Below are 24,766 nucleotides of genomic sequence, written 5' to 3'. Positions count from 1 at the left end.
ATGAGCAAACCAATGAAACGAAGCGCCTTTTTCCTCTCTGCTGCGATGGTCGGCATGTTGGCTGTTTATGCCCCGTCGTCGTGGTCTAGCGACAACCACGATCAGCATTCCCAGAAATCCACCGAGGCCGGTAAAGCCAAAGGTTCGCAGGACAAGCAGGGCCAGGGCATGAACCATGAAGGCATGGACCATGGGTCCATGGAAGGTATGGACCACGGCTCGATGAAGGGGATGGACCATGGCTCGATGAAGGGGATGGACCATGGCTCGATGGAAGGCATGGACCACGACAAAATGATGGAATCGCATGGCAGCGACAAAGCTAAGGCAGGGAAAGATGGTCAATAGCCTTGGGCGGCCTTCGCTGCTGGCCCTGACTGTTTCAATCGGCATGCTGGGCGTAACGCCCAGCTTCGCCGCTGAAGAAATGGATCACTCGGGCATGGATCATTCGAAAATGGGGCACGGTTCCATGCAAATGGATGCTGCTCCGTCCGAATCGATGCCGGCGATGGATCACAGCAAGATGGGGATGAGCAAACAGCAGAAACAGCCTGCCCCTGTTGATCACAGCCAGATGGGGCATGCTCAAAGCCAGAGCAAATCCAGCCCGGTGGACCATAGCAAGATGGACCACAGCAAAATGGGCCATGGAAACATGAAGGGCATGGATCACGGTTCGATGAAGGGCATGGACCATTCCCAGATGAATCCTGGTTCAGCGACTTCTCCGACCACAACGAGCCGCACGCCGATTCCAGTGCTCACTGATGCCGACCGCGAGGCAGCCTTTCCGCCTTTGGGTGGCCACCAGGTGCACGACAGCGGAATCAACAGCTTCTTTCTGTTGGACCAGCTCGAATACCAGGACGCCGATGAGGGCAGCACCCTGGCTTGGGATGCATCTGGCTGGGTAGGTAGCGACATCAATCGACTCTGGGTTCGGTCGGAAGGCGAGCGCACCAACGGGGTAACCGAAGATGCTGAGCTGCAACTGCTATACGGGCGCTCGGTCAGTCCTTGGTGGGACGTGGTCGCCGGGGTCCGTCAGGATTTCAAACCGGAATCACCGCAGACCTGGGCAGCCTTTGGTATTCAGGGCATGGCCTTGTATGACTTCGAGGCCGAAGCTACGGCGTTCATCGGCGAAAACGGCCAGACTGCTGCGCGTCTTGAAGGCGAATACGACATCCTGCTGACCAATCGCTTGATTTTGCAGCCCACGGCTGAGGCGAACTTCTATGGCAAGAACGATCCTGAGCGCGGTGTTGGATCGGGTCTGGCCAATACCGAAGTCGGGCTGCGTCTACGGTATGAAATCGTCCGCCAGTTTGCCCCGTACATAGGCGTTACCTGGAGCCGCTCCTACGGCAACACCGCTGACTTCATCCGAGACGAGGGTGGAGATGTTGATGAGGCACGCTTCGTTGCCGGTATCAGGATGTGGTTCTGAGAATTCCAACATGAAAAGAACAATTACAACGCTGCTTGTGGCCGGTGCTGTCGGAAGTGCTGCGGTATTGGGCACCGCGTATTTCGGCTTGGTGAATGTCGGCGCCGATGATCCTCACTTCCCGGCTGTCCATTCGTTTCTCGCCATGGCTCGCGACCGGTCGATTGAGGTTCGAGCGCGAGACATTGAAGTGCCTGACCTGAAGAACGCTGCGTTGATCAAGGCAGGCGCAGGCAACTACAACGCCATGTGCATTGGGTGCCACCTCGCCCCTGGCGTTGGAAAGACAGAACTCAGCCAAGCGCTATACCCGTCGCCACCTGACCTCACCAAGGTGGGTGTCGGAGACGATCCGGCTGCCGCATTCTGGACGATCAAGCACGGCATCAAAGCCACCGGCATGCCCGCCTGGGGCAAGAGCATGGGTGATGAGTACATCTGGGGAATAGTCGCGTTCCTTGACCAACTGCCCCAAATGAATTCTGAGCAGTACAAGGCGTTGGTGGCCACGAGCGGCGGCCATCAGCACGGCGGCGGTGAAAGCGATATGCATAATCATGAGGGCCAGCACGGCGGGAGCGGTCATGCCGAGCGTGGCGATCACGACGAAGCGGCAGATGACGACCATGCTCAGACAGCTCACGACCATGGAGCTGCACCCGCAGGCGCCGCCCAAGCGGCAGATCATCACGGTGACCACAATGCGGCCGAAGCCCATTCGGACGCCCACCCGAAATCGTCGACAAAGACGCATGTTCACAAAGACGGTAAGGAGCACACTCATGCCAACTAACCGGATACTCGTTCGGCTAGCCGCAATCGCTGGGCTGCTGGTGGCCTCGGCGGCCTACGCCGCAGAGTCATTGTCCATCGACGTTCACCGAGATGCGAACTGCGGTTGCTGCAAGAAGTGGATCGCGCACCTGGAAGCCAATGGTTTCAAAGTGACCGACCATGTTGAGACGGACATGAGCGCAGTGAAACAGAAGCTGGGCGTAGCGCCACGGTTAGCCTCCTGCCACACAGCCGTGATTGACGGAAAGTTTGTTGAAGGTCACGTGCCAGCTGAGCAGATTCGAGAACTCAAGGAGCGGAACGATCTGGTAGGGATCGCCGTGCCAGGAATGCCAGCTGGATCCCCAGGCATGGAGGTTGATGGTGTAAGCCATGCCTACCAGGTTATTGGTTTGACCAAAAGCGGCGAGGACCAAGTAGTCGCCAACTATCCAGCCAAATAACCCACCGACCAGAAGGACGGCAGTAGGCTGACTGCCGTCCCATAAATCCCCGCTAGAAAGTTTCATCAGCTCAACACGACGACACAGAGGGCCTGCAAAGCGTAGCTAATCAGATTCACGGCGCTCGCGGACTGGCTTGAGTACGATATCGCCGTTGATAAGCTCGATGGAGAGTCTGTCGCCCGTCGTGACCCCGAGCTCGCTCAGAATGTCGTCGGGTAGTTCCACAATCACATCGCCGGAGCCGTCGCCGGGATCAAGGCACTTGACCGTGGTGCGCGCTGATTGAGTCATTGGGCTGTCCTGCCTGAGCTACCAATTCTCATCGTACTCCACCAGTCATGAAAGCCGGTAACCAGGCGATCAATCGCCGGAATTGACGCTTCAACCCGGCTTTTTATCAGCGTAAGTCCTGCCCGCTCGATCAGTGCTCAGTTCTGGCCCCGGCAACCGATACCAGCGGTCCGGTACTCAAGGATTTTCAGGTCTCCATTGGAATCCTCGTAGTTCATCTGTGCTGGCATCACGTCACAGCTCGCCTTGGTCGATGTCATGCTGATTACTCTCGCCACGTCGAGCCGCATCCCGTAGCGATAATGGATCACCTCCGGTGGCTTCATATCATTGACGGCCGCATAAGCTCGCATAGCTTGCTCATTGGCCTGAATCATCTTCCCGTATAGACGGTCGGATCCTCCTTCGGCGAGCGCGGTTGAGGAGGCCACTATGGCCAGGATGGCCGCGATGCTTTTGATGACTTTCATTTCAATCACTCCAATAGACGTGACTGAAGATTAGGATTTTGTCGCTGTCAATTGAGTGATACGGGGATTACAAGGTTGTAAGTCCGGCTTGCAGATGGAGGTAGCGTTGCGTCTACACGGCATACCAATTCCCCTCAGGCACACTACTGATAGACACCCAGGCGAAGACGCTCAAGATAGTCCGCTACCACGCTGAATCCGAGCGACGTGTCGAGCATCTCGAAGGGTACAAACCCCATCAAACGGCCGCACGGCCGACAAAGCCACTGCTCCGCGAGCATCTGAGAGCCAAATACCTTCGACGCAAGCTCCAGTCCTTTCGCATATTGAAACGCCACCGCGCTCTGCTGGGCATCCAGGCGATGGGCCTGAACGGAATGGCTCAGACGGTGAACGCTTCTGGTCGATATTCCTGTGATTCGCCTGACGAGGTTACGAGCCTTGAATAGGCTTGAGGACTCGACCATGCATTTCACGTCGCTGAAAAAAAATCCTGTTTGGACAAGACGCAGGAGCTCCAGCTGGCTCAACTCATCAAGGTCGGTATGAACCAAGTGGAACGTTGGTGCAAAAGCCTGCGATTCAACAGGTGGGGGCGTGCTTGTAGGATTCATTGCATCGACCTCCTCTTGTGCGTTGGCTGTCAGACTAGATCGAATTTGATTCCCAAGCACGCCCGACGCCCTTTAACCTTCACACCTTAGCCCAAAACGATCACTAATGTGTATGCAGTACCGGTGTCTTCTAACTAAAATGCCATACCACTCGTCTTCCAGAACATCATTGCATGAAAATTTTCACACCATTACCTGGAGAATATATCGCATCTGCGCTTAAGCGCGGCAATGAGCTCCTAGGCATTAAATCGTTGAAAACTGAAGATTTCTATATAAAAGCGAAACCTCGTATTGGGTTCGGAATTAATAAGACTTTGGGGAAGTTGCAAACAGAGTGGCGGCCGCATCAAGAATTCTATTACCCAAAGCTGCTAGACGAGCACAAGATTTCGGACCTAGCCTTAAGCGATCACACTTTGTATCCTATGATAGCTGCCCTCGGGCGTCATCGAGCGACCGCAATCGTCACACCGAAAACTTGGGAAAAGGTTTGTCCAGATTGTGTTCGCGAAGACTTGGATAATTGCGGAAGCCCCTATATTCATCGCAGGCACGTATTGGGTTCCGTACAGGTGTGCAGTACTCATGCCTGCGCTCTAATCGAGACATGTCCGACCTGCTCAATACCAATGAAAAAGCACGAGATTAATCACCTAGCCAAGTGCAGCAAGCTTAACACATGGTCAAAACGTCAAAAGCGAGAATTCGGATCAAACCGTCATATGTATGCCAAATTTGTCGCAGACCTTTTGGACTATAGCGGCCCTATGATCAAGGATGGAATGGCAGACTTTGTCGCATATGCAAGCCTCATGATAAATCGAACTAGCGCATTCGAAAAAACCCAGCTGAATATTTCCAAACTGATCAACGAAGAAATGGGCATAACTTCGAGACTCACCCATGTCAGTATCTCTACCAGCGACAAATATCCTATCTATGTGTTTCTTGGATGCCACACCGCTGAAAATTATTTCAACTTGCTAAATAATAAGGATGAGCAAGACGTGCTGCGGGAGAAGAAAACAGTCATATTCAATAAACTTTTGCACGAAGCCATGAAAACTAATCCATATCGTCACGTATCTGCGTAAAGACTTCATCTTCGGATACGCGAGATATTCTTATTCCTGCATAACGGTATAAAACACTCATCGCACAGTTTTCAGTCAGCGAGTATTCTCGAATTGCCCACCGGATTTTACGTAGCTGATGGTCATGAGTAGACTCAAGTAAACCCGCCATCAACCTAGTGCTCATCGGAAAGTGGTCCGGCATCTTGAGGAAAGCATGAGCGTTTAGGACACGCCTACATAGAGCAGCGCGGGTGACCTGCTGAGGCTTTCCGTCTACAGAAAGAATCATCGTCTTCGCTTTAGCGAGCTCCAACGCAAGGGCCGAGTCCCTGGATTGCCAATCGATCAAAATTCTTCGGTCTCTGTGGTAGGGGTTCCCAGCAACATAACGGGCCAACCATTCCCTGTCGTGGCGGTACAACCACTGATAGCCCGGCTTGTCATGACATTTGAGATTCGTACTCTTCGCAAACGCTATTCGCCGGGCGTGAAGGTCATCGTCAGGGATGAGGTTATTCGGTTCATCAGGCCGGACCACAATACCAGCGCGATTAACGTCCTCTAGACGGTAGGTCTTCAGGTGCTCCAGCTCTAGATCAAGGAGCCAGCAGAGAAAATAGAACTTGAAAGGCTGCACGGTTCGACCTTGTCGCCGCAATATCTGAAAGACCCACTCAGCGGATCGAACCATTTCTTCGAATTCGGCGGCGCTAGGACTGCACCGAAGTCGCCTGGTTAAAAAATCTCTCAGCATCTGCTCTCTAATTCGTCCAGACCTGATAAAACCCATCTCGTCCAAACGGTTCCTGAGCAAATTTCCAGCCAGAATCGTTTTCATCTCATTGGGATGGTCTAGCCCCCACAGCTGCATGTGGGCAATGGCAACGGCCCCGCTGTGGTCACCACAGTCCATAACCGGCGTTCCAGCAGATTCCCCCGGAAGCAACATACAACGCCAATCTGACCATCCGGGGAATCTAATCGCCTGTAGTACTTCGCTGTGGCGTGGACAAATGCAAGTGCCCGATGCTTGGTGAATACGATGCCAATAAGCTGAGCCGCACTCCAGAATGTCCTCTCTGACGCAGCTCTCGCAATACCTAAACGAGGCGTGTTGGAGGAAACGCGATGCTGTAATGCCCAAGGCCATCTTGAGGCCTGTACCTCGATTACCTCCCATTAGAACGGCAGCATCGCGGCCCTTCTCGTCGTCCAAAAAAGGCAGAAAAAGCGGTAAAAGCGTGAAGCGCTCGATCAGCTCTCCTACAGAGAAGGCGCCTCTGAGACGTTCAGACAGAGCCTCTAAGCAGCACGGCAGGATGGAACCGCAGGTACGCGAGTAGCTACCGAACAGCTCTTGGCTGGTCGCTCGGTATCCCTGATTCGCTGCTAGCTTGTGATAGCGCACGGCCAGGCTATAGAGCGACTCATCCGGAAACGGCTGGGGGAAGAACAGAAGGTTAGCCACTGCCCTGAGCTCCCCTGCGTCAAATTACCAGGAAGAATCCCTATCCACCCAGCCGCGCTGTTCGAGCTGAGCCTGAAGGTCTTCGTCCTTCGAAAAATGCACGTTAGTTAACGCGCCGTCAGCAACCGGTACGACCGTACGACTCGGAGCCTTCGGCACCGATTTTTCCTTTGCTAGAGGTGAAGGTGCTATTGCGGTCTGTGTAAGTAGCGAAAGATGAGCCCGGTCCGCCCGGCGAGCCAAGTCGTAGCTCATCATCTGAGCGATTTGGTCTTTTGTAGGCATCATGTCCTCGAAATCAGCAATCTGAAGAGGATCACCGCTTCGAAGGGCCTCGATGGGCTTGTGCAAAAGCCTCATTTGATTGTCATACACCTGCTGAAGCACGGCTGGCGTAATGGCGTCGATTCCTTCCCAAATAACATGACGCTGCGCAAGCATAAGCAGTTTCGCTAGGAAATCTGTATTGCCCTGGGTGAGATCATAGATCTTGGACAGGAGGTCACTCGTCAGGGGAGCGCAAGATTCCGTCCAGTCATAGGCCCAGAGTTGGGACACCAAGTGATGCCAAAACGGATCGTCTTCGCTGAAACGGTCAAAGGCGATTGGTCCCATCCCCGCCGCTCTTCGGGCATTACGCAACACACCAGAAAAAAGCGGAAGCATTGCGTTGGTCCCTACATAGACAAGCGGAACGCCCGCATCATTGGATAAAGTTACGAAGAAATTCAGTAACTTTTCCCGATCCTGCCCCCCTCGCGACGAGCAAAGATGCTGCATTTCATCAATTATCAAAGCACCGATAAAAAAGGTTTTGCACAGCTGACTGATGTGCTGGAGCATTACGCTGATGCTGTTGGCGGCACCGCCCCTGCGAGAGTATTTTTCGACACCTAACGCAGCGTCCAGTGCAGAGAAGAATGCTGCGCAAAAACCGCGCAACGAGCCATCGTGAGGGCACTCAATCTTTAGCCACACAACCTGGGTTTCGATGAGAATCGCGTCTTTATATCTGCTGTGACTGATCACCTGCGGATAAAGCCTTGCTATGGAATTAAGCGCTGTGGTCTTGCCCATACCACTCAAGCCAATCAGGGTCATCGTCTCAGCGGTGGACATGAATCCATGGCGCTTGGCATCTGCTGAGGAAGGCAATCGATGCCTAACAGATGAGGCCAACAGCGGATTGCGGCCCGAATAGCCGTAGCGGATCAGCTGGCTGAATAGGTCTTCGAGGCGCAAGTGGATTTCGAATGGAACCACAACATCTTTGAGCCGGTTGATCCCATGGCCGCGAAGCTTCGGTGGCAACGCTCGTTCGGCCTCGTCGGGCTTCGGCGGAAGGTTCCCAACACGCCTCACCACATCAACATCCGAGAGAATTCTAGGCAAGCATTCAATCAGCGGGTTGCCATCATATTGAGGCATGCCTGTAGGAATATATTCTGCGGGGGAGAAGGTCAAATCGTTCATGTCTCTGTCTCGCTACCCTCGCTGACTACCAGTTTCAGAAACGCCGCGCTTCTTGTGGAACTGGGCCTGCCGGTGACTGGCCTAGAATTTTCTCCCGCAAGGGGCGTGTGATCCACAACGCGTAGCTGATTCAGATCAGCGGTATGGGAATCGCGCTCGGTCTGAGCTTCGGTCGCACGCTTGGCACGTTTGTCCCGCTTGAAATCTGCATTCGATTTCGGGTCACCCTGTGCGGCACGTTTGGCTTTGGCCCGGTCAAGGATTTCCTCTTGCCGCCCCCTTACCAGCGCCGCAGTATTGTCACTGTCATAACGGGCATCCGGCGATACTTGGTTCAAGACATGGACCATATCAAGAACCTCCTCCATACGGAGTCCACCATATTTCTGCCGTTGCTGCGGTACAATAGTTAAAGCCTCAAAACCTGCTTCGGACTTGATCCAACAATTTTCAATAGAGTTAGGATCGTAGAATACTCGAACATACTTCGTCCGCAGATTGTGTGAGCGCTCCAACCACTCCTCACGCAAGGCTGTTTGACATGTATATTGGACGCCTTGGAAAACAATACCGCCTCGACTGATACGACACTCTTGAGAGGGCAGTAAAGCAATTTTCAACTCAGCCGGAGAAACCACTTTAGAATTGATAGGACTATTAGCTTTAGACCAATTCCAAACTGCTATAGGCGTCGCTTCTATACCGTCGGCAATCATCTCGCGACTTAATAGGTGTGGTATGCGTAGGCTCTTATTGTGCGCCAAGACCCCTACAATAACCATTTCTGTGAACTCGTCGATATCCAAAATCGCATCGAGTTGGTAGTCCCTATCACCACGCTCCATTTTACGAGCATCTACTCCGCCTGGAACAAATTTCAAGTCCAGGTGTTCATTGATCAGACGGAAGCGGCTTTCGATGATCCCTTTCCAATCAGGCCTAAAGGGGGGCAAAATTTGCACCGCTAGTCCCAAGCTTTGCGACAGCGTTGCCCCAGCCTCACTTAGAAGTTCGGCCCGGTCAGCAACAATTTCGACTGGCAAGTGCGAGCACGGCCAGTCAGCCTCATCTATTTCAACATTGTATCGCTTGCAAAAATCGACCTTTGGGGTGCAAGCATTGTATATCGCGTGTCGAGCCCCATTCCAACTGGGACCCTCAAGGCCCACGTGAATCCCTACAATCATTCTAGTAAAGGTATCGACGACCACATAAAGTATGGGGCGTCCTATGAGCCATAGCCTGTTAACGCGATGCACTAAATATACATCAGCGATGGTGGAATCTATCTCATATCGATGGGTCGCACCCATCAGGCCTTGGGAAGCTGCGCCAACGATAGCACGATGATCTTTGTTGTATCGAACAGAACCGCCACGCACCTTAAGTTTATAAAGATCATCGAAAAAAAGCTTACCGTGATATCTGAGCTGGGTAGTAGTCGGGTAACTGCCGCGTACAATATTCCCTTTCGAGCCGTCTGGCAGAGTCTCTCTATAAAATTTGTTTAACATCCACTTATGTGCATCTTTCAGGGTGCCGCATTTGCCGCTAGCAACCCGCCCGTAAGCCAAACGGATATGAGAGAGATGGCGCGGTTCGAGCGTGATAGCACCACCATCATTGACAACGACACCACGATACTTACGCGGCCTACCGGGGATAATGCCTGAGGATCGATCCTTTTTCTTTCCCCGACCACCGCAAGCACTAGTGTTCCATAGAAACGCGTTAGGTGTCTGCCCCATGCTCCAGTAGCGGTATAGAAGCCGGTATATCTGTTTACGCTCTACTCCTGCCTCTAGGGCATGCCTAGCAACCAGCTTTCCAAAACCCGGTCCAAGAATTTCCAAGGCGGAGCGATCTTCTACTAACCCTCTTATAAGGCTCCAGTTACGATTTCGGCTCGATTTTTCATTTTCACTAATTTCATCATCACTTCTGAGCAGATGTAAGGGCACCATTTCTCGACTTAAGATTGCGCGCCCTGCGTCAATATCGTCAATCAAAACGGACCGCTCGATCTGCCACGGCTTGCTGGGATTCGTACTCAGCTCAATCACAATTACAGAAGCATCATCTATGCCTAAAATCCGAACCGCTTTTTTTAGTAGGCTAGGTTCTTCGCCAGGAGTGACAATGCTGTTGATTTTAAGATCAAGCATGATGGGAAACCTCGTTTGGCAGAGACAAAGCCGCTGACCTTTGATTCGGCCATACGTGCAACGGCTGCGACATGCTTATTATTTTCGAGGTAAGATCTGACTCTAAACGACCGTTCCATAGCAGGTGATGGAAGAGGCGCTTTACCCCCATATATTCAATGTAAAGGTCACGAGACGCTTTATCCAAAAGAATTTTTAACGGTATTTGATCCGTCTTTGCCTCCTCAATGTATCCAAGCAAATTGCCGATGTTCTTCTCCGTCGGTAACGAGGGATGAATACTGGCGTATGTCCTGAGAATCTTGAGGTTCGCTAATTTTATCTTTGAGAGGTTTTCATGCAGGACCAGCTTCCAGTCCACCCCCCTCATTGCCCAGTATTTTTCTTCGATGGCTAGCTTTTCTGCTATTCGATTACGCGCCTGAAGATCAGCTTGCTCAAACTCTTTTCGGTATTTCACTGATCGAGCAGCTAGCCTTGTTTCGCCAGAGGAATCTAAGAAGGTAACGAGAAAGTCCGTCGTCATAACGACAGGTATTTGCGTGCCAGGATATACAGGGTGGCGACAGTTAATACTTGAGGCAATTGCTTGGGTCTCAGCCTGTGTCAGCAGAGGATACTGCTCTCGGATATCGATGATCGAGGCATCGTGCTCAAGTACAGTTAAGTAATCTCGCTCTGCATTGGACAGCAGGTGGTGTGTGCGGTGAATTTTAACTCCCGCGATCATATGAGAGACACCCTTTGATTTGATCTCCCACACTTTGATCCATGGCTTATAGGAATCTCTGACTCCACACCCACGACCCGATTGAATTTTCTTATCTATTTTTGCCTGGGTCATCAGCTTGCGATGTGCAGCCTTGACCGGAGCTATGGGCATGGATGCCATTGTTCGAGTCGCTCAAAATTGGGCGACCCGCTCGACCGGGACGAGGACAGGTGTCGTGCACAGGGGACACCCCAGAGAGCGGGCTAAGCCAGGACAACAGTCACAGCGTTGGGTAGAGGATTGTCACCCGAATCTCCAAGGCCTGGCTCCGGCCCGATGTGCGGTCAGAGCCTGCCTTGTGACAACCTTTATTACGTTGTGACAACCTTTATTGTTTTGTGACAACCTTTATTATTCAAAAACAGCAAAGCGCCCCTGGCTTCTGGCTTACTCGACCGTAACCGACTTGGCCAAGTTACGCGGCTGGTCCACATCGGTGCCCTTGAGCACGGCCACGTAGTAGGACAGCAGCTGCAGCGGGATGGTGTACAGGATCGGCGCCAGGGCGTCGGCGATGTGCGGCACCTTGATCACGTGGGTACCTTCGCCATTGGTCATGCCGGCCTGCTCGTCGGCAAACACTACCAGCTCGCCACCACGGGCGCGTACTTCCTGCAGGTTGGACTTCAGCTTCTCCAGCAGTTCGTTGTTCGGCGCAACGGTTACCACTGGCATGTCGCTGTCCACCAGCGCCAGCGGGCCGTGCTTCAGCTCGCCTGCCGGGTAGGCTTCGGCGTGGATGTAGGAGATTTCCTTGAGCTTGAGCGCACCTTCCATCGCCACCGGGTACTGCGCACCACGGCCGAGGAACAGGGTGTGGTGCTTGTCGGCGAACAGTTCGGCGATCTTCTCGACGGTGGCGTCCATGGCCAGGGCTTCGCCCAGGCGGGCCGGCAGGCGGCGCAGTTCTTCAACCAGCTCGGCTTCGACGCCGGCTTCCAGGGTACCGCGCACCTGGCCCAGAGCCAGGGTCAGCAGCATCAGCGAAACCAGCTGGGTGGTGAAGGCTTTGGTCGAGGCCACGCCGATTTCCGGGCCAGCCAGGGTCAGCAGGGTCAGGTCCGACTCACGCACCAGCGAGCTGATACCGACGTTGCAGATCGCCAGGCTGCCGAGGAAGCCCAGCTCCTTGGCGTTGCGCAGTGCGGCCAGGGTGTCGGCGGTTTCGCCAGACTGCGAGATGGAGACGAACAGGGTGTCCGGCTGCACTACCACCTTGCGGTAACGGAACTCGCTGGCCACTTCGACCTGGCACGGGATGCCGGCCAGGCTTTCCAGCCAGTAACGGGCGACCATGCCGGCGTGGTAGCTGGTACCGCAGGCAACGATCTGCACGTTACGCACCTTGGCGAACAGTTCGGCAGCCTGCGGGCCGAAGGCCTGGACCATCACGTTGTCCTTGCCCAGGCGACCTTCCAGGGTGCGCTGCACCACGCTTGGCTGCTCGTGGATTTCCTTGAGCATGAAGTGGCGGTAGGTGCCTTTGTCGGCAGCTTCGGCACCTTCGTGGTACTGCACGGTTTCGCGCTGGACCTTGTGGCCATCCTGGTCCCAGATGGAGACCTGGTCACGGCGGATTTCGGCAATGTCGCCTTCTTCCAGGTACATGAAGCGGTCGGTGACCTGGCGCAGGGCCAGCTGGTCGGACGCCAGGAAGTTCTCGCCCAGGCCCAGGCCGATCACCAGCGGGCTGCCACTGCGTGCAGCTACCAGGCGGTCAGGCTGCTTGGCACTGATCAGCGCCAGGCCGTAAGCACCATGCAGGCGCTTCACCGCAGCCTTCAGGGCATCGGTCAGGTCCGGAATGCTCTTCAGGGTGTGGTGGATCAGGTGGACGATGACTTCGGTATCGGTCTGCGAAGTGAAGACATAGCCAAGGCCCTTCAGCTCTTCGCGCAGTTCTTCGTGGTTCTCGATGATGCCGTTGTGCACCACGGCCACTTCATTGCCCGAGAAGTGCGGGTGGGCGTTGCCCTCGGTCGGCGCACCGTGGGTGGCCCAGCGAGTGTGGGCGATGCCCAGCTGGCCCGCCAGTGGCTCGGCGGCAGCAGCGGCTTCCAGTTCACTGACCTTGCCGATACGGCGGCGGCGCTGCAGTTCACCGCTCTGGGTGAGGACGGCCAGGCCGGCGCTGTCGTACCCGCGGTACTCAAGACGCTTGAGGCCTTCGATCAGGATGGCTGTGATGTTGCGTTCGGCGACGGCACCAACGATTCCACACATGGTTTATTGCTCCTGGCTGATCGCGGCGCAGATCAGGTTGATGCCGCGGGCTTGAATTTGTTCGCGTGCCGCTGCGGGCAGGCGTTCGTCAGTAATAAGGGTGTGCACGCTGCCCCAGGGCAGCTCAAGGTTGGGGATCTTGCGCCCTACCTTGTCCGATTCGACCATCACGATCACTTCACGGGCGACTTCGGCCATGACCCGGCTCAGCCCGAGAAGTTCGTTGAAGGTGGTGGTACCACGACCGAGGTCGATGCCGTCGGCGCCGATGAACAACTGGTCGAAATCGTAGGAGCGCAACACTTGCTCGGCCACCTGGCCCTGGAACGACTCGGAATGCGGGTCCCAGGTGCCACCGGTCATCAGCAGCACCGGCTCGTGTTCGAGGTCGCAGATGGCGCGGGCCACGTTCATCGAATTGGTCATCACCACCAAGCCAGGATGGCGCCCCAGTTCGGGGATCATGGCTGCCGTGGTGCTACCGCTGTCGATGATGATGCGCGCATGTTCGCGGATACGTGCCACGGCGGCGCGGGCGATGGCCTTTTTATAGGAAGACACCGGCTGGGCAGGTTCACCGAGCAACTCTTGTGGCACCGGGACCGCGCCACCGTAGCGCCGCAGCAACAGGCCGTTGGTTTCGAGGGCAGCGAGGTCCTTGCGGATGGTGACTTCCGAGGTAGCGAAACGCTTGGCCAACGCGTCCACACTCACCTCGCCCTGCTCGCTGAGCAAAGCCAGGATGTTGTGCCGCCGCTGCGGGGTGTTTCGTTTCGACATGAGCGCTTAAGTTTCGATTCGAAAGATAATGGTGGCAATCAAAACCTAAGATGAGCGATTCGTCAAGGTGTCACTGCCTGTGGATAGTTTCTTCCGGCACTCGCCATGCCCTTGTGGGAGCGGCCTTGTGTCGCGAAAGGGCCGCAAAGCGGCCCCAATGATTTCAAAGGTAACGCGAATATTGCCGGGGCTGCTTCGCAGCCCTTTCGCGACACAAGGCCGCTCCCACAAGTAACACCAAACGACCAAGAAAAAAGCCGACTTATTCACATAAGTCGGCTTTCGATCGAAACAGCTGTGTATAACTCAGCTCTTCTTGATCTTCTCCGGCCGCTTCCAACCCGAGATGTTGCGCTGACGCGCACGAGCCACCGCCAGGTCGCCTGCCTCCACGGTCTGGGTGATGGTCGAACCGGCAGCAGTGGTCGCACCAGCCTTGATTTCCACAGGCGCTACCAACGAGTTGTTCGAGCCGATGAACACGTCCTCGCCCATCACGGTCTTGAACTTGTTGGCGCCATCGTAGTTGCAGGTGATGGTACCGGCGCCGATGTTGGTGCGTGCACCGATCTCAGCATCGCCCAGGTAGGTCAGGTGACCGGCCTTGGCGCCTTCCCCGAGGTGGGCATTTTTCAGTTCGACGAAGTTACCCACATGGGCCTTGGCGTCCAGCACGCTGCCCGGGCGCAGGCGGGCGAACGGGCCGGCATCGCTGCCCTCGCCCATCACGGCGCCTTCGAGGTGGCTGTTGGCCTTGACCACTGCGCCTTTGCGCAGGGTGGTGTTCTTGATCACACAGTTAGGGCCGATCTGCACATCATCCTCGATGACCACCTTGCCTTCGAGAATCACGTTGATGTCGATCAGCACGTCACGGCCAACAGTCACTTCACCGCGGACATCGAAGCGCGCCGGGTCGCGCAGGGTCACACCCTGGGCCATCAGGCGACGGCCTTCGCGCAACTGGTAGTGGCGCTCCAGCTCCGACAACTGGCGGCGGTCGTTGGCACCTTGCACTTCCATCGGGTCATGCGGCTGTTCGGTAGCCACCACCAGGCCATCGGCCACAGCCATGGCGATGACGTCGGTCAGGTAATACTCGCCCTGAGCGTTGTTGTTCGACAGACGGCCCATCCAGTCGGCCAGGCGCGCGGCTGGCAGGGCCAGAATACCGGTGTTGCCTTCCTTGATCGCTTTCTGCGCATCGTTGGCGTCCTTGTGCTCAACGATGGCGGTCACCTTGCCCTGCTCGTCACGCACGATGCGGCCATAGCCGGTCGGGTCGTCGAGGGTCACCGTGAGCAGGCCCAGCTGCTGCTCGTTGGCCTTGGCCAGCAGACGCTGCAGGGTTTCCACTTCGATCAACGGCACATCACCGTACAGCACCAGCACGGTTTCGGCGGTCAAGCCCGGTAGTGCCTGGGCAACCGCATGGCCGGTCCCCAGCTGCTTGTCCTGCATGACGAAGTTCAGGTCGTCGGCGGCCAGGCGCTCGCGAACCAGCTCGGCACCATGGCCAATGACCACATGAATACCTTGCGGCTGCAGCTGACGCGCGCTGTGGATAACATGGCCGAGCATGGAGTTGCCGGCTACCGGGTGCAGCACCTTGGGCAGCGCCGAGCGCATGCGGGTGCCTTGGCCGGCGGCGAGAATAACGATATCGAGTGACATTACTGGCTACCAATCCTGGGTGGTCAGTGAAATGACCGGGGGGAGAAATCAGAAAAAGAAAAAGGGTAGCCGAGGCTACCCTTTTACTCAATCGCTACAGAAGTTATCAGCCGAGGGCCGATTACTTGCCTCTGCGCATTTGCTGGACGGTACGCAGCTGAGCTGCGGCCTCGGCCAGACGTGCGGCGGCGGCGCCGTAGTCGAAGTCCGCGCCTTTCAGATTCAGGGCGTTCTCGGCAGCCTTGAGGGCTTCCTGAGCCTGAGCTTCATCCAGGTCTGCAGCACGTTGCACGGTATCGGCAAGCACCTTGACCATGTTCGGCTGAACCTCGAGGAAACCACCAGAGATGTAGAACACCTCTTGGGCGCCACCCTGCTTGGTCAGCGTGATCGGACCAGGCTTGAGATTGGTGATCAGCGGCGCGTGACCCGGAGCGATACCAAGATCACCTAGGTTACCGTGCGCAACTACCATCTCGACCAGGCCGGAGAAGATCTCTCCTTCCGCGCTGACGATATCGCAATGGACTGTCATAGCCATCTGCTTGCCTCAACCTGATAGCGCCCCTTGCGGGGCGCAGGAATTACAGTTTCTTGGCTTTCTCGATCGCTTCGTCGATGCTGCCGACCATGTAGAACGCTTGTTCTGGCAGGTGGTCGTAGTCACCTTTGAGGATGCCGCTGAAGCCAGCGATGGTGTCTTTCAGGGAAACGTACTTGCCTGGCGAACCGGTGAAGACTTCGGCCACGAAGAACGGCTGCGACAGGAAGCGCTGGATCTTACGAGCGCGGGCTACCAGTTGCTTGTCGGCTTCGGACAGTTCGTCCATACCCAGGATCGCGATGATGTCCTTCAGCTCTTTGTAGCGCTGCAGAACATACTGAACGCCACGAGCGGTCTCGTAGTGCTCGTTGCCGATCACGTTCGGGTCCAGCTGGCGCGAAGTCGAGTCCAGTGGGTCGACCGCTGGGTAGATACCCAGGGAGGCGATGTCACGGGACAGAACGACGGTGGCGTCCAAGTGGGCGAAGGTGGTCGCTGGCGACGGGTCGGTCAAGTCGTCCGCAGGTACGTATACGGCCTGAACGGAGGTGATCGAACCTTCCTTGGTGGAGGTGATACGCTCTTGCAGAACGCCCATCTCTTCAGCCAGGGTCGGCTGGTAACCTACTGCCGAAGGCATACGGCCCAGCAGTGCGGATACTTCGGTACCGGCCAGGGTGTAACGATAGATGTTGTCGACGAACAGCAGAACGTCGTTACCTTCGTCACGGAACTTCTCGGCCATGGTCAGGCCGGTCAGCGCTACGCGCAGACGGTTTCCTGGTGGCTCGTTCATCTGACCGTAGACCAGCGCTACCTTGTCGAGAACGTTGGAGTCCTTCATCTCGTGGTAGAAGTCGTTACCCTCACGAGTACGCTCACCCACACCAGCGAACACGGAGTAACCGCTGTGTTCCATGGCGATGTTACGGATCAGTTCCATCATGTTTACGGTCTTGCCGACACCGGCACCACCGAACAGACCAACCTTACCACCCTTGGCGAACGGGCAAACCAGGTCGATAACCTTGATGCCGGTTTCCAGCAGGTCGTTGCCGCCTGCCTGGTCAGCGAACGAAGGCGCTGGCTGGTGGATACCGCGACGCTCTTCTTCGCCGATCGGGCCGGCCTCGTCGATCGGGTTGCCCAGTACGTCCATGATACGGCCCAGGGTGGCCTTACCAACAGGAACGGAAATGGCAGCGCCGGAGTCAACGACTTCCAGACCGCGCTTCAGGCCTTCGGTCGAGCCCATCGCAATGGTACGAACCACGCCGTCGCCCAGCTGCTGCTGAACTTCCAGGGTGGTTTCCGCGCCTTGTACTTTCAGCGCGTTGTAAACACTCGGCACGACGTCACGTGGGAATTCCACGTCGATGACGGCGCCGATGATTTGAACGATACGTCCGCTACTCATAGCTGGATCCTCTGAATATTTGAACCGTTAAACCGCGGCAGCGCCGCCGACGATTTCCGAGATCTCCTGGGTGATCGCAGCCTGACGCGCCTTGTTGTAGATCAACTGAAGCTCTTTGATCAAATCACCGGCGTTGTCTGTGGCGTTCTTCATGGCGATCATCCGGGCCGCTTGTTCAGCAGCGTTGTTCTCGACCACCGCCTGGTACACCTGCGACTCCACGTAACGCACCATCAAGCCGTCCAGCAGCTCTTTTGCGTCGGGTTCGTACAGGTAGTCCCAGTGATGCTTGAGATCCTGATCCGGGGTTGCCACCAACGGTACCAATTGCTCGACCGTTGGCTTCTGGGTCATGGTGTTGATGAACTTGTTCGAAACCACCGAGAGGCGATCGATACGGCCGTCCAGGTAGGCGTCCAGCATTACTTTGACGGAGCCGATCAGATCGTTGATCGATGGCTCTTCGCCCAAGTGGCTGATCGCGGCTACGACGTTGCCGCCAAAGATGCGGAAGAAAGTCGCACCCTTGCTGCCGATCACGCACAGGTCGATTTCCACGCCCTGTTCGCGGTTTTCGTTCATGTCCTTGACCAGGGCCTTGAACAGGTTGGTGTTCAAGCCACCGCACAGACCACGGTCACTGCTCACCACGATATAACCGGCGCGCTTTACAGGGCGCTCGATCATGAACGGGTGGCGGTATTCCGGGTTGGCGTTGGCCAGATGACCGATCACCTGGCGGATACGCTCCGCGTAAGGACGGCTAGCAGCCATGCGCATTTGTGCCTTGCGCATCTTGCTGACCGCCACTTTCTCCATGGCGCTGGTAATTTTTTGCGTGCTTTTGATGCTCGCAATCTTACTGCGAATCTCTTTTGCGCCTGCCATGTATCACCTATCAGGTTAGCAAGCGGGGGCCTGAGCCCCCGCTGCGGCTTACCAGGTCTGGGTGGCCTTGAACTTCTCGATACCGGCTTTCAGGCCTGCGTCGATTTCGTCGTTGAAGTCACCCTTCACGTTGATCTTCGCCATCAGTTCAGCGTGATCACGGTTGAAGAAGGCGATCAGTGCTTGCTCGAAGCTACCGATCTTGGAGACTTCTACGTCAGTCAGGAAGCCACGCTCAGCGGCGTACAGCGACAGGGCCATGTCCGCGATGGACATCGGCGCGTACTGCTTCTGCTTCATCAGCTCGGTAACGCGCTGACCATGCTCCAGCTGCTTGCGGGTCGCTTCGTCCAGATCGGAAGCGAACTGGGCGAATGCAGCCAGTTCACGGTACTGAGCCAGAGCGGTACGGATACCACCGGACAGCTTCTTGATGATCTTGGTCTGAGCGGCACCACCTACGCGGGATACCGAAACACCGGCGTTCACTGCAGGGCGGATGCCCGAGTTGAACATGGCCGATTCCAGGAAGATCTGACCGTCGGTGATGGAAATCACGTTGGTCGGAACGAACGCGGAAACGTCGCCAGCCTGGGTTTCGATGATCGGCAGGGCGGTCAGGGAACCGGTTTTGCCAGTCACTGCACCGTTGGTGAACTTCTCGACGTACTCTTCCGAAACGCGCGATGCACGCTCCAGCAGACGGGAGTGGAGATAGAACACGTCACCTGGGTACGCTTCACGTCCTGGTGGACGGCGCAGCAGCAGGGAGATCTGACGGTAGGCAACGGCCTGCTTGGACAGGTCATCGTAAACGATCAGGGCGTCTTCACCGCGGTCACGGAAGAACTCGCCCATGGTGCAGCCGGCGTATGGCGCCAGGAACTGCAGTGCGGCGGATTCCGAAGCACTGGCAACGACCACGATGGTGTTGGCCAGGGCGCCGGCTTCTTCCAGCTTGCGAACGATGTTGGCAACGGTGGAACGCTTCTGGCCGACAGCAACATAAACACAGAAAATACCGGAGTCTTTCTGGTTGATGATGGCGTCGATGGCCATGGCGGTCTTGCCGATCTGACGGTCACCGATGATCAGCTCACGCTGGCCACGGCCGACAGGGATCATGGCGTCGACGGACTTGTAGCCAGTCTGTACAGGCTGGTCTACCGACTTACGCCAGATCACGCCTGGAGCGACCTTTTCGACCGCGTCGGTTTCGGTGGTGGTCAGAGGACCTTTGCCATCGATCGGGTTACCCAGAGCGTCGACGACGCGGCCCAGCAGGCCTTTGCCGACCGGAACTTCCAGGATGCGACCGGTGCACTTGGCGCTCATGCCTTCGGCGAGGGTGTCATAGGCACCCAGGATCACTGCACCTACGGAGTCTTGCTCCAGGTTCAGGGCCATGCCGAATACGCTGCCAGGGAACTCGATCATTTCGCCGTACATGACGTCGGCCAGACCGTGGATCCGCACGATACCGTCGGATACCGAAACAACGGTACCTTCGTTACGGGCTTGGGAGCTCACATCGAGGTTGTCGATGCGGCCCTTGATGATTTCACTAATTTCGGAAGGATTGAGTTGCTGCATTGCTCTGCTGCCCCTTCAAACTCAAGATTTCAATGCTTCGGCCAGTTTCGCGATTTTGCCGCGAACAGAGCCATCGATTACCAGGTCACCAGCGCGGATGACGACGCCGCCAATCAGGCTGGCATCCTCCGACGCGTGCAGGCGCACTTCCTGGCCTAACCGTGCACTGAGAACCTTGGCGAGTTTGTCTTGCTGTTCTTGGTTCAACGCGAAGGCACTGGTGACTTCCACGTCCACGGATTTCTCTTGCTCGGCCTTGTACAGGTCGAACAGGGCGGCAATCTCCGGCAGAAGCAGGAGACGGTCGTTTTCCGCGGCAACATGAATGAAATTCTGTGCCTGTGCATTGAACTTGTCACCGCACACGTCAATGAACGTGGCGGCCTTTTCTGCGCTCGTCAGTCGCGGGGCCTTGAGCAGGCGCTGCATGGTGTCGTCTTGCGACACCGCAGCAGCCAGGCCGAGCATGGCTGACCAATTGGCCAGTTGCTGATGGGCCTGGGCATGCTCAAAGGCAGCCTTAGCGTAAGGTCGGGCCAACGTGGTCAGTTCTGCCATGATCGCCCTCGCTTAAATTTCAGCGGCCAGTTTGTTAACCAGCTCCGCATGCGCGTTTTGATCGATTGTGGCGCCAAGGATCTTTTCAGCACCACCAACGGCCAGGGCACCCACTTGGGCACGCAGGGCGTCTTTAGCGCTGTTCAGTTCCTGTTCGATCTCGGCCAGAGCCTGAGCTTTCACACGGTCAGCTTCGACGCGGGCCTGATCACGGGCTTCCTCGACAAGCTGAGCAGCGCGTTTCTTGCTTTGCTCGATGATTTCGGCTGCCTGTGCTTTAGCTTCACGCAGTTGCTGACCCGCTTTCTCTTGGGCCAGCTCCAGGTCGCGAGCTGCGCGGTTGGCAGCGTCCAAGCCGTCGGCAATCTTCTTTTGGCGCTCTTGCAGGGCAGTGATGACCGGAGGCCATACATACTTCATGCAGAAGAGTACAAAAATCAGAAAAGCAACGGATTGGCCAATCAGGGTTGCATTAATGTTCACGCCAACACCTCGCTCGGTCTTAATTCATACAGCCATCAACTCGTGGTGACGAGTGATTAGCCGGCGATCTGACCAACGAACGGATTCGCGAAGGTGAAGAACAGAGCGATACCAACACCGATCATGGTTACGGCGTCGAGCAGACCGGCAACGATGAACATTTTAACCTGCAGCATCGGAACCATTTCTGGTTGACGAGCAGCGCCTTCCAGGAACTTGCCGCCCAGCAGGCCGAAACCAATGGCGGTACCCAGAGCACCCAGGCCGATCAGCAGAGCAACAGCGATAGCGGTCAGACCAACTACAGTTTCCATCTTTCCTCCCGACTTTTACGTCGTATTGGTTAGGTTTTTAGTTTGAAGCGGTAAAACAAATCGTTTGGTACAGCATGCCCTTGCGGACTTTTTAAGCCCTCCCCCCGAACAGGCGGGGAAGGCTATCAGACACGCCAGGCGGTCTTAATGGTTATCTTCGTGAGCCATCGACAGGTAGACGATGGTCAGCATCATGAAGATGAAAGCTTGCAGGGTGATGATCAGGATGTGGAACACAGCCCACGCCCATTGCAGCACCACACCCAGGCCGCTGAGCCACAGCAGGCCGGAGCCGAACATTACAGCGATCAGGATGAACACCAGTTCGCCGGCATACATGTTGCCGAACAGACGCAGTGCCAGCGAGATCGGCTTGGCGATCAGGGTGACGAATTCCAGCAGGAAGTTGACCGGAATCAGCAGGATCTGAACGAAGATGTTCTTGCTGCCGAACGGGTGCAGGGTCAGCTCACCGATGAAGCCGCCCAGGCCCTTGACCTTGATGCTGTAGAAGATGATCAGGGCGAACACGCAGAAGGCCATGGCCAGGGTCGCGTTCGGGTCGGTGGTCGACACGGCGCGGAACGGAATGTGCGGGTCACCGGAGATCAGGATGGCCAGCTGAGGAATCCAGTCGACCGGTACCAGGTCGACGGCGTTCATCAGGAATACCCAGACGAAAATGGTCAGCGCCAGCGGAGCGATTACCGGGCTACGGCCGTGGAAGGAGTCCTTCACGCTGCCGTTGACGAAGTCCACCATCACTTCTACGAAGTTCTGCAGGCCGCCAGGTTGGCCGGAAGTCGCCTTCTTGGCCGCCATGCGGAAGATGAACAGGAAGATCAGACCCAGCGCGACGGACCAACCCAGGGTGTCCAGGTGGAACGCCCAGAAGCCCATTGCCTTGGCTTCTGCAGCCGAATGGGCGAAGCCCCAGCTGCCGTCTGGTAGTTGACCGTAGGTCAGGTTCTGCAAGTGGTGCTGGATATAGCCCGAAGCGGTTTCTGCTGCCATGGTTGCCTCAAACGCCCTAAGGTCTCGAAAGTCTTTTATTCATCAGCAGGGGCGCGAACCAGCTGACCAAAAGGGTCAACACGAAGACGCCGAATACTGCTAACGGCGCCAGTGGCTTCACTCCTGCGAAGGTCAGTGCAAAAAGCACTGCCGTCAAAATCATCTTGCCTGCCTCGCCAGCGTAGAACGACTTGACGATGGCTTGTGCCGCCCGGGCCCCGCTGAAGCGAAAAGCCTTCCAGGCGAAATACACATTGGGTAGCCAGGCAATCAAACCTCCGCAGAGGCCTGAATATCCACTGACCGCCCCTTTCCACTGCCACAACACCAACGTTGCCAGCAGCAGTACGACGAATTGAGCCAGCAGTACCGGGAAAACCGCCCAGCGATGGAAAGGCAGGCGGTTTGGCGTGCGGATTTCCATCACAACTGCTCCTCGGAAGTCGACCAGCAAGTCAGTTATGACTTGGCATAATTTGTGCCGACAAAATGCGCGCAGAGTATAGGGGTGGATTAACCCCTATTCAACTATTCGGTAGTGATTTCCGACTGCGCGCTACAACGGGAATTGTTTCAGCGGATGTGAGCAAGCACGCCTTGCAACTCGTCAAGCGAGTTGTAGCGAATAACCAATTGGCCTTTGCCCTTGTTGCCATGGCGGATCTGCACGGCCGAGCCCAGGCGCTCTGCGAGCCGCTGTTCAAGGCGTGCGATATCCGGATCAGGTTTGCTCGGTTCGACCGGATCAGGTTTGTCGCTGAGCCAGTGACGAACCAGTGCCTCGGTTTGGCGCACGGTGAGGCCACGTGCGACAACATGACGCGCCCCCTCTTCCTGGCGGTGTTCTTCCAGGCCGAGCAATGCACGGGCGTGGCCCATCTCCAGGTCGCCATGGGCGAGCATGGTCTTGATCGCGTCAGGCAGGGTGATCAGGCGCAGCAGGTTGGCCACGGTCACCCGCGACTTGCCCACGGCATCGGCCACCTGTTGCTGGGTGAGCTCGAACTCCTGCTGCAGCCGCTGCAGGGCCAGGGCCTCTTCCAGCGGGTTGAGGTCTTCGCGCTGGATGTTCTCGATCAGCGCCATGGCGATGGCGGCTTCGTCGGGCACTTCGCGGACCATCGCCGGGATCTTGTCCAGGCCAGCCTGCTGGGTGGCGCGCCAGCGGCGCTCACCGGCGATGATCTCGAAGCGGTTGCCATCGATCGGGCGCACCACGATCGGTTGCATCACGCCATGGTTGCGAATCGAGTGCGCGAGCTCTTCCAGCGCCTCCGGGTCCATGTCCCGGCGCGGCTGGTACTTGCCACGCTGGATCAGCTCGACCGGCAGGTGTTGCAGTTCTTTCTGGTCGATCTTCACAGCCTGCTCTTCGAGCGCGCTGACGGAAGGACCACTGAGCAGTGCATCCAACCCACGTCCGAGACCCCGTTTCTTGACGGCCATACGGATTCCTTAAGTTGTTTGTGCAGTGCGTGATTGACGGCGTTGACGGCGTACCAGTTCCCCGGCCAGGGCCAGATAAGCCAGCGCGCCTCGCGATTGCTTGTCGTAGGCCAGGGCCGGCATGCCGAAGCTCGGGGCCTCGGCCAGGCGAATGTTGCGCGGAATGACCGTGTCGTACAGCTGCGGGCCAAAGTGCTCCTTCAGCTGCGCCGAGACATCGTTGTTCAGGCTCAGGCGCGGATCGTACATGGTCCGCAGCAGGCCCTCGATCTTCAGCTCCGGGTTCAACCGGGCGGCGATGCGCTTGATGTTATCCACAAGGTCGCTGAGACCTTCCAGTGCGTAGTACTCGCACTGCATCGGGATGATCACGCCATCGGAGGCGACCAGGGCGTTGAGCGTGAGCATCGACAGCGACGGAGGGCAGTCGATGAGGATGTAGTCGTAGTTCTCGCGGATCGGCGCCAGGGCGTTGCGCAGTCGGCTCTCCTTGACCTGCATTTCCAGCAGCACCACTTCGGCGGCGGTCAGGTCACGGTTGGCCGGCAGCAACTGGAAACCACCGTGCTCGGAGTAATGCATGGCCTGGGCCAGGTCGCATTCCCCGATCAACAGGTCGTAGACCGAGTGCTCGAGCTCGTGCTTGTCCACACCGCTGCCCATGGTGGCGTTGCCCTGCGGATCGAGGTCGATCAGCAGCACACGACGCTTGGTCGCGGCCAGCGAGGCGGCGAGATTGATACAGGTGGTTGTCTTGCCCACACCACCTTTCTGGTTCGCGATTGCGAATACCTTAGCCATTGTTG

The 24,766-nt window shown here is 56.5% G+C and carries 26 protein-coding genes; 5 read left to right on the top strand and 21 right to left on the bottom strand.

Annotated features, from left to right (window positions below; all coding sequences use genetic code 11):
• From ABIB24_RS18905 to ABIB24_RS18890, 4 genes are read left to right on the top strand one after another with little or no spacing between them, the layout of a single operon-like run.
• Complete coding sequence (locus tag ABIB24_RS18905; protein WP_013974892.1) at positions 1-348, top strand: hypothetical protein; 348 nt, start codon at positions 1-3, stop codon at positions 346-348.
• Positions 338-1,453 carry a copper resistance protein B gene (locus tag ABIB24_RS18900; RefSeq protein WP_044047193.1) on the top strand — a complete coding sequence of 372 codons (1,116 nt, stop codon included), beginning with the start codon at positions 338-340 and terminating at the stop codon, positions 1,451-1,453. The genes ABIB24_RS18905 and ABIB24_RS18900 overlap by 11 nt, the downstream gene beginning before the upstream one ends.
• A gap of 10 nt (positions 1,454-1,463) precedes the next feature.
• Positions 1,464-2,246: a c-type cytochrome gene (locus ABIB24_RS18895; protein WP_013974894.1), complete on the top strand. Its 783-nt coding sequence runs from the start codon at positions 1,464-1,466 to the stop codon at positions 2,244-2,246.
• Positions 2,236-2,691 (top strand): DUF411 domain-containing protein, encoded by a 456-nt coding sequence (locus ABIB24_RS18890; RefSeq protein ID WP_044047194.1) that lies wholly within the window; start codon positions 2,236-2,238, stop codon positions 2,689-2,691. Before ABIB24_RS18895 ends, ABIB24_RS18890 begins: the two co-directional genes overlap by 11 nt.
• A 105-nt stretch (positions 2,692-2,796) precedes the next feature.
• On the opposite strand, the gene ABIB24_RS18885 is transcribed toward ABIB24_RS18890, so the two are convergent.
• The 3 genes from ABIB24_RS18885 to ABIB24_RS18875 form a co-directional block, all read right to left on the bottom strand.
• Entirely contained in the window at positions 2,797-2,985 is a 189-nt protein-coding gene (locus tag ABIB24_RS18885) for an AbrB/MazE/SpoVT family DNA-binding domain-containing protein (RefSeq protein ID WP_044047195.1), read from the bottom strand.
• Between the two features lie 137 nt (positions 2,986-3,122).
• Positions 3,123-3,455 (bottom strand): DUF2790 domain-containing protein, encoded by a 333-nt coding sequence (locus ABIB24_RS18880; protein ID WP_044047196.1) that lies wholly within the window; start codon positions 3,453-3,455, stop codon positions 3,123-3,125.
• Between the two features lie 143 nt (positions 3,456-3,598).
• Positions 3,599-4,069: an antitoxin Xre/MbcA/ParS toxin-binding domain-containing protein gene (locus ABIB24_RS18875; protein ID WP_044047197.1), complete on the bottom strand. Its 471-nt coding sequence runs from the start codon at positions 4,067-4,069 to the stop codon at positions 3,599-3,601.
• A 173-nt stretch (positions 4,070-4,242) separates the two neighbouring features.
• Here ABIB24_RS18875 and ABIB24_RS18870 point away from each other — a divergent pair, with 173 nt between their 5' ends.
• On the top strand, positions 4,243-5,166 hold the full coding sequence (locus ABIB24_RS18870) for a TniQ family protein (RefSeq protein WP_114167560.1): 924 nt from the start codon (positions 4,243-4,245) through the stop codon (positions 5,164-5,166).
• Here the strand turns inward: ABIB24_RS18870 and ABIB24_RS18865 are convergent.
• The 18 genes from ABIB24_RS18865 to ABIB24_RS18780 form a co-directional block, all read right to left on the bottom strand.
• Positions 5,138-6,616 carry a TnsD family Tn7-like transposition protein gene (locus tag ABIB24_RS18865; protein WP_013974897.1) on the bottom strand — a complete coding sequence of 493 codons (1,479 nt, stop codon included), beginning with the start codon at positions 6,614-6,616 and terminating at the stop codon, positions 5,138-5,140. The genes ABIB24_RS18870 and ABIB24_RS18865 overlap by 29 nt on opposite strands.
• Before the next feature lie 24 nt (positions 6,617-6,640).
• The gene (locus ABIB24_RS18860; RefSeq protein ID WP_013974898.1) at positions 6,641-8,089 is read right to left on the bottom strand and encodes an ATP-binding protein; all 1,449 of its coding nucleotides are present in this window, start codon (positions 8,087-8,089) and stop codon (positions 6,641-6,643) included.
• Positions 8,086-10,254 (bottom strand): TnsB C-terminal domain-containing protein, encoded by a 2,169-nt coding sequence (locus tag ABIB24_RS18855; RefSeq protein WP_013974899.1) that lies wholly within the window; start codon positions 10,252-10,254, stop codon positions 8,086-8,088. The genes ABIB24_RS18860 and ABIB24_RS18855 overlap by 4 nt, the downstream gene beginning before the upstream one ends.
• The gene (locus ABIB24_RS18850; RefSeq protein ID WP_049798467.1) at positions 10,247-11,146 is read right to left on the bottom strand and encodes a TnsA endonuclease N-terminal domain-containing protein; all 900 of its coding nucleotides are present in this window, start codon (positions 11,144-11,146) and stop codon (positions 10,247-10,249) included. Before ABIB24_RS18850 ends, ABIB24_RS18855 begins: the two co-directional genes overlap by 8 nt.
• 267 nt (positions 11,147-11,413) lie before the next feature.
• Entirely contained in the window at positions 11,414-13,249 is a 1,836-nt protein-coding gene (gene glmS, locus ABIB24_RS18845; protein WP_274079277.1) for a glutamine--fructose-6-phosphate transaminase (isomerizing), read from the bottom strand.
• 3 nt (positions 13,250-13,252) lie between these two features.
• Positions 13,253-14,029: a DeoR/GlpR family DNA-binding transcription regulator gene (locus tag ABIB24_RS18840; RefSeq protein ID WP_015268400.1), complete on the bottom strand. Its 777-nt coding sequence runs from the start codon at positions 14,027-14,029 to the stop codon at positions 13,253-13,255.
• A gap of 306 nt (positions 14,030-14,335) precedes the next feature.
• Positions 14,336-15,703, bottom strand: coding sequence for a bifunctional UDP-N-acetylglucosamine diphosphorylase/glucosamine-1-phosphate N-acetyltransferase GlmU (gene glmU / locus ABIB24_RS18835; RefSeq protein WP_085588874.1), 1,368 nt, complete (start codon positions 15,701-15,703; stop codon positions 14,336-14,338).
• A gap of 121 nt (positions 15,704-15,824) precedes the next feature.
• The gene (locus ABIB24_RS18830; RefSeq protein ID WP_003260039.1) at positions 15,825-16,244 is read right to left on the bottom strand and encodes a F0F1 ATP synthase subunit epsilon; all 420 of its coding nucleotides are present in this window, start codon (positions 16,242-16,244) and stop codon (positions 15,825-15,827) included.
• Between the two features lie 43 nt (positions 16,245-16,287).
• Positions 16,288-17,664: a F0F1 ATP synthase subunit beta gene (gene atpD / locus ABIB24_RS18825; protein WP_013974904.1), complete on the bottom strand. Its 1,377-nt coding sequence runs from the start codon at positions 17,662-17,664 to the stop codon at positions 16,288-16,290.
• 27 nt (positions 17,665-17,691) lie between these two features.
• Positions 17,692-18,552 (bottom strand): F0F1 ATP synthase subunit gamma, encoded by an 861-nt coding sequence (atpG, locus tag ABIB24_RS18820; protein ID WP_013974905.1) that lies wholly within the window; start codon positions 18,550-18,552, stop codon positions 17,692-17,694.
• A 48-nt stretch (positions 18,553-18,600) separates the two neighbouring features.
• Positions 18,601-20,145, bottom strand: a complete 1,545-nt coding sequence (gene atpA / locus ABIB24_RS18815; RefSeq protein ID WP_013974906.1) for a F0F1 ATP synthase subunit alpha — start codon at positions 20,143-20,145, stop codon at positions 18,601-18,603.
• Between the two features lie 21 nt (positions 20,146-20,166).
• Positions 20,167-20,703, bottom strand: coding sequence for a F0F1 ATP synthase subunit delta (locus ABIB24_RS18810; protein ID WP_003253191.1), 537 nt, complete (start codon positions 20,701-20,703; stop codon positions 20,167-20,169).
• 12 nt (positions 20,704-20,715) lie between these two features.
• Positions 20,716-21,186 carry a F0F1 ATP synthase subunit B gene (locus ABIB24_RS18805; protein WP_003260032.1) on the bottom strand — a complete coding sequence of 157 codons (471 nt, stop codon included), beginning with the start codon at positions 21,184-21,186 and terminating at the stop codon, positions 20,716-20,718.
• A gap of 56 nt (positions 21,187-21,242) precedes the next feature.
• Positions 21,243-21,500 carry a F0F1 ATP synthase subunit C gene (atpE, locus tag ABIB24_RS18800; RefSeq protein ID WP_003097235.1) on the bottom strand — a complete coding sequence of 86 codons (258 nt, stop codon included), beginning with the start codon at positions 21,498-21,500 and terminating at the stop codon, positions 21,243-21,245.
• A 144-nt stretch (positions 21,501-21,644) separates the two neighbouring features.
• Entirely contained in the window at positions 21,645-22,514 is an 870-nt protein-coding gene (atpB, locus tag ABIB24_RS18795) for a F0F1 ATP synthase subunit A (RefSeq protein WP_003260030.1), read from the bottom strand.
• Between the two features lie 16 nt (positions 22,515-22,530).
• Positions 22,531-22,938, bottom strand: coding sequence for a F0F1 ATP synthase subunit I (locus ABIB24_RS18790; RefSeq protein WP_008092225.1), 408 nt, complete (start codon positions 22,936-22,938; stop codon positions 22,531-22,533).
• A gap of 149 nt (positions 22,939-23,087) precedes the next feature.
• Positions 23,088-23,960: a ParB/RepB/Spo0J family partition protein gene (locus tag ABIB24_RS18785; RefSeq protein WP_354316998.1), complete on the bottom strand. Its 873-nt coding sequence runs from the start codon at positions 23,958-23,960 to the stop codon at positions 23,088-23,090.
• A gap of 9 nt (positions 23,961-23,969) precedes the next feature.
• A complete protein-coding gene (locus ABIB24_RS18780) occupies positions 23,970-24,761 on the bottom strand; it encodes a ParA family protein (RefSeq protein WP_012274913.1) in 792 nt (263 codons plus the stop codon).
• Positions 24,762-24,766 lie beyond the last annotated feature (5 nt).

The organism is Pseudomonas sp. UYEF17 (genome assembly GCF_040546125.1).
Lineage (GTDB): Bacteria > Pseudomonadota > Gammaproteobacteria > Pseudomonadales > Pseudomonadaceae > Aquipseudomonas > Aquipseudomonas putida_Z.
Note: the sequence above shows the minus strand (reverse complement) of the source record. Positions and strands in the feature narration are given on the sequence as shown.

Excerpts from the sequence above, each read along its gene's own strand:
- ABIB24_RS18880 (WP_044047196.1), bottom strand. The coding sequence starts at position 3,455 with ATGAAAGTCATCAAAAGCATCGCGGCCATCCTGGCCATAGTGGCCTCC.
- atpG (WP_013974905.1), bottom strand. The coding sequence starts at position 18,552 with ATGGCAGGCGCAAAAGAGATTCGCAGTAAGATTGCGAGCATCAAAAGC.
- ABIB24_RS18900 (WP_044047193.1), top strand. The coding sequence starts at position 338 with ATGGTCAATAGCCTTGGGCGGCCTTCGCTGCTGGCCCTGACTGTTTCA.
- ABIB24_RS18895 (WP_013974894.1), top strand. The coding sequence starts at position 1,464 with ATGAAAAGAACAATTACAACGCTGCTTGTGGCCGGTGCTGTCGGAAGT.
- glmU (WP_085588874.1), bottom strand. The coding sequence starts at position 15,703 with ATGTCACTCGATATCGTTATTCTCGCCGCCGGCCAAGGCACCCGCATG.
- ABIB24_RS18875 (WP_044047197.1), bottom strand. The coding sequence starts at position 4,069 with ATGAATCCTACAAGCACGCCCCCACCTGTTGAATCGCAGGCTTTTGCA.
- ABIB24_RS18850 (WP_049798467.1), bottom strand. The coding sequence starts at position 11,146 with ATGGCATCCATGCCCATAGCTCCGGTCAAGGCTGCACATCGCAAGCTG.
- ABIB24_RS18785 (WP_354316998.1), bottom strand. The coding sequence starts at position 23,960 with ATGGCCGTCAAGAAACGGGGTCTCGGACGTGGGTTGGATGCACTGCTC.
- atpE (WP_003097235.1), bottom strand. The coding sequence starts at position 21,500 with ATGGAAACTGTAGTTGGTCTGACCGCTATCGCTGTTGCTCTGCTGATC.
- ABIB24_RS18870 (WP_114167560.1), top strand. The coding sequence starts at position 4,243 with ATGAAAATTTTCACACCATTACCTGGAGAATATATCGCATCTGCGCTT.
- ABIB24_RS18860 (WP_013974898.1), bottom strand. The coding sequence starts at position 8,089 with ATGAACGATTTGACCTTCTCCCCCGCAGAATATATTCCTACAGGCATG.
- ABIB24_RS18905 (WP_013974892.1), top strand. The coding sequence starts at position 1 with ATGAGCAAACCAATGAAACGAAGCGCCTTTTTCCTCTCTGCTGCGATG.
- ABIB24_RS18780 (WP_012274913.1), bottom strand. The coding sequence starts at position 24,761 with ATGGCTAAGGTATTCGCAATCGCGAACCAGAAAGGTGGTGTGGGCAAG.
- glmS (WP_274079277.1), bottom strand. The coding sequence starts at position 13,249 with ATGTGTGGAATCGTTGGTGCCGTCGCCGAACGCAACATCACAGCCATC.
- ABIB24_RS18810 (WP_003253191.1), bottom strand. The coding sequence starts at position 20,703 with ATGGCAGAACTGACCACGTTGGCCCGACCTTACGCTAAGGCTGCCTTT.
- atpA (WP_013974906.1), bottom strand. The coding sequence starts at position 20,145 with ATGCAGCAACTCAATCCTTCCGAAATTAGTGAAATCATCAAGGGCCGC.
- ABIB24_RS18790 (WP_008092225.1), bottom strand. The coding sequence starts at position 22,938 with ATGGAAATCCGCACGCCAAACCGCCTGCCTTTCCATCGCTGGGCGGTT.
- atpB (WP_003260030.1), bottom strand. The coding sequence starts at position 22,514 with ATGGCAGCAGAAACCGCTTCGGGCTATATCCAGCACCACTTGCAGAAC.
- atpD (WP_013974904.1), bottom strand. The coding sequence starts at position 17,664 with ATGAGTAGCGGACGTATCGTTCAAATCATCGGCGCCGTCATCGACGTG.
- ABIB24_RS18855 (WP_013974899.1), bottom strand. The coding sequence starts at position 10,254 with ATGCTTGATCTTAAAATCAACAGCATTGTCACTCCTGGCGAAGAACCT.
- ABIB24_RS18890 (WP_044047194.1), top strand. The coding sequence starts at position 2,236 with ATGCCAACTAACCGGATACTCGTTCGGCTAGCCGCAATCGCTGGGCTG.
- ABIB24_RS18840 (WP_015268400.1), bottom strand. The coding sequence starts at position 14,029 with ATGTCGAAACGAAACACCCCGCAGCGGCGGCACAACATCCTGGCTTTG.
- ABIB24_RS18830 (WP_003260039.1), bottom strand. The coding sequence starts at position 16,244 with ATGGCTATGACAGTCCATTGCGATATCGTCAGCGCGGAAGGAGAGATC.
- ABIB24_RS18885 (WP_044047195.1), bottom strand. The coding sequence starts at position 2,985 with ATGACTCAATCAGCGCGCACCACGGTCAAGTGCCTTGATCCCGGCGAC.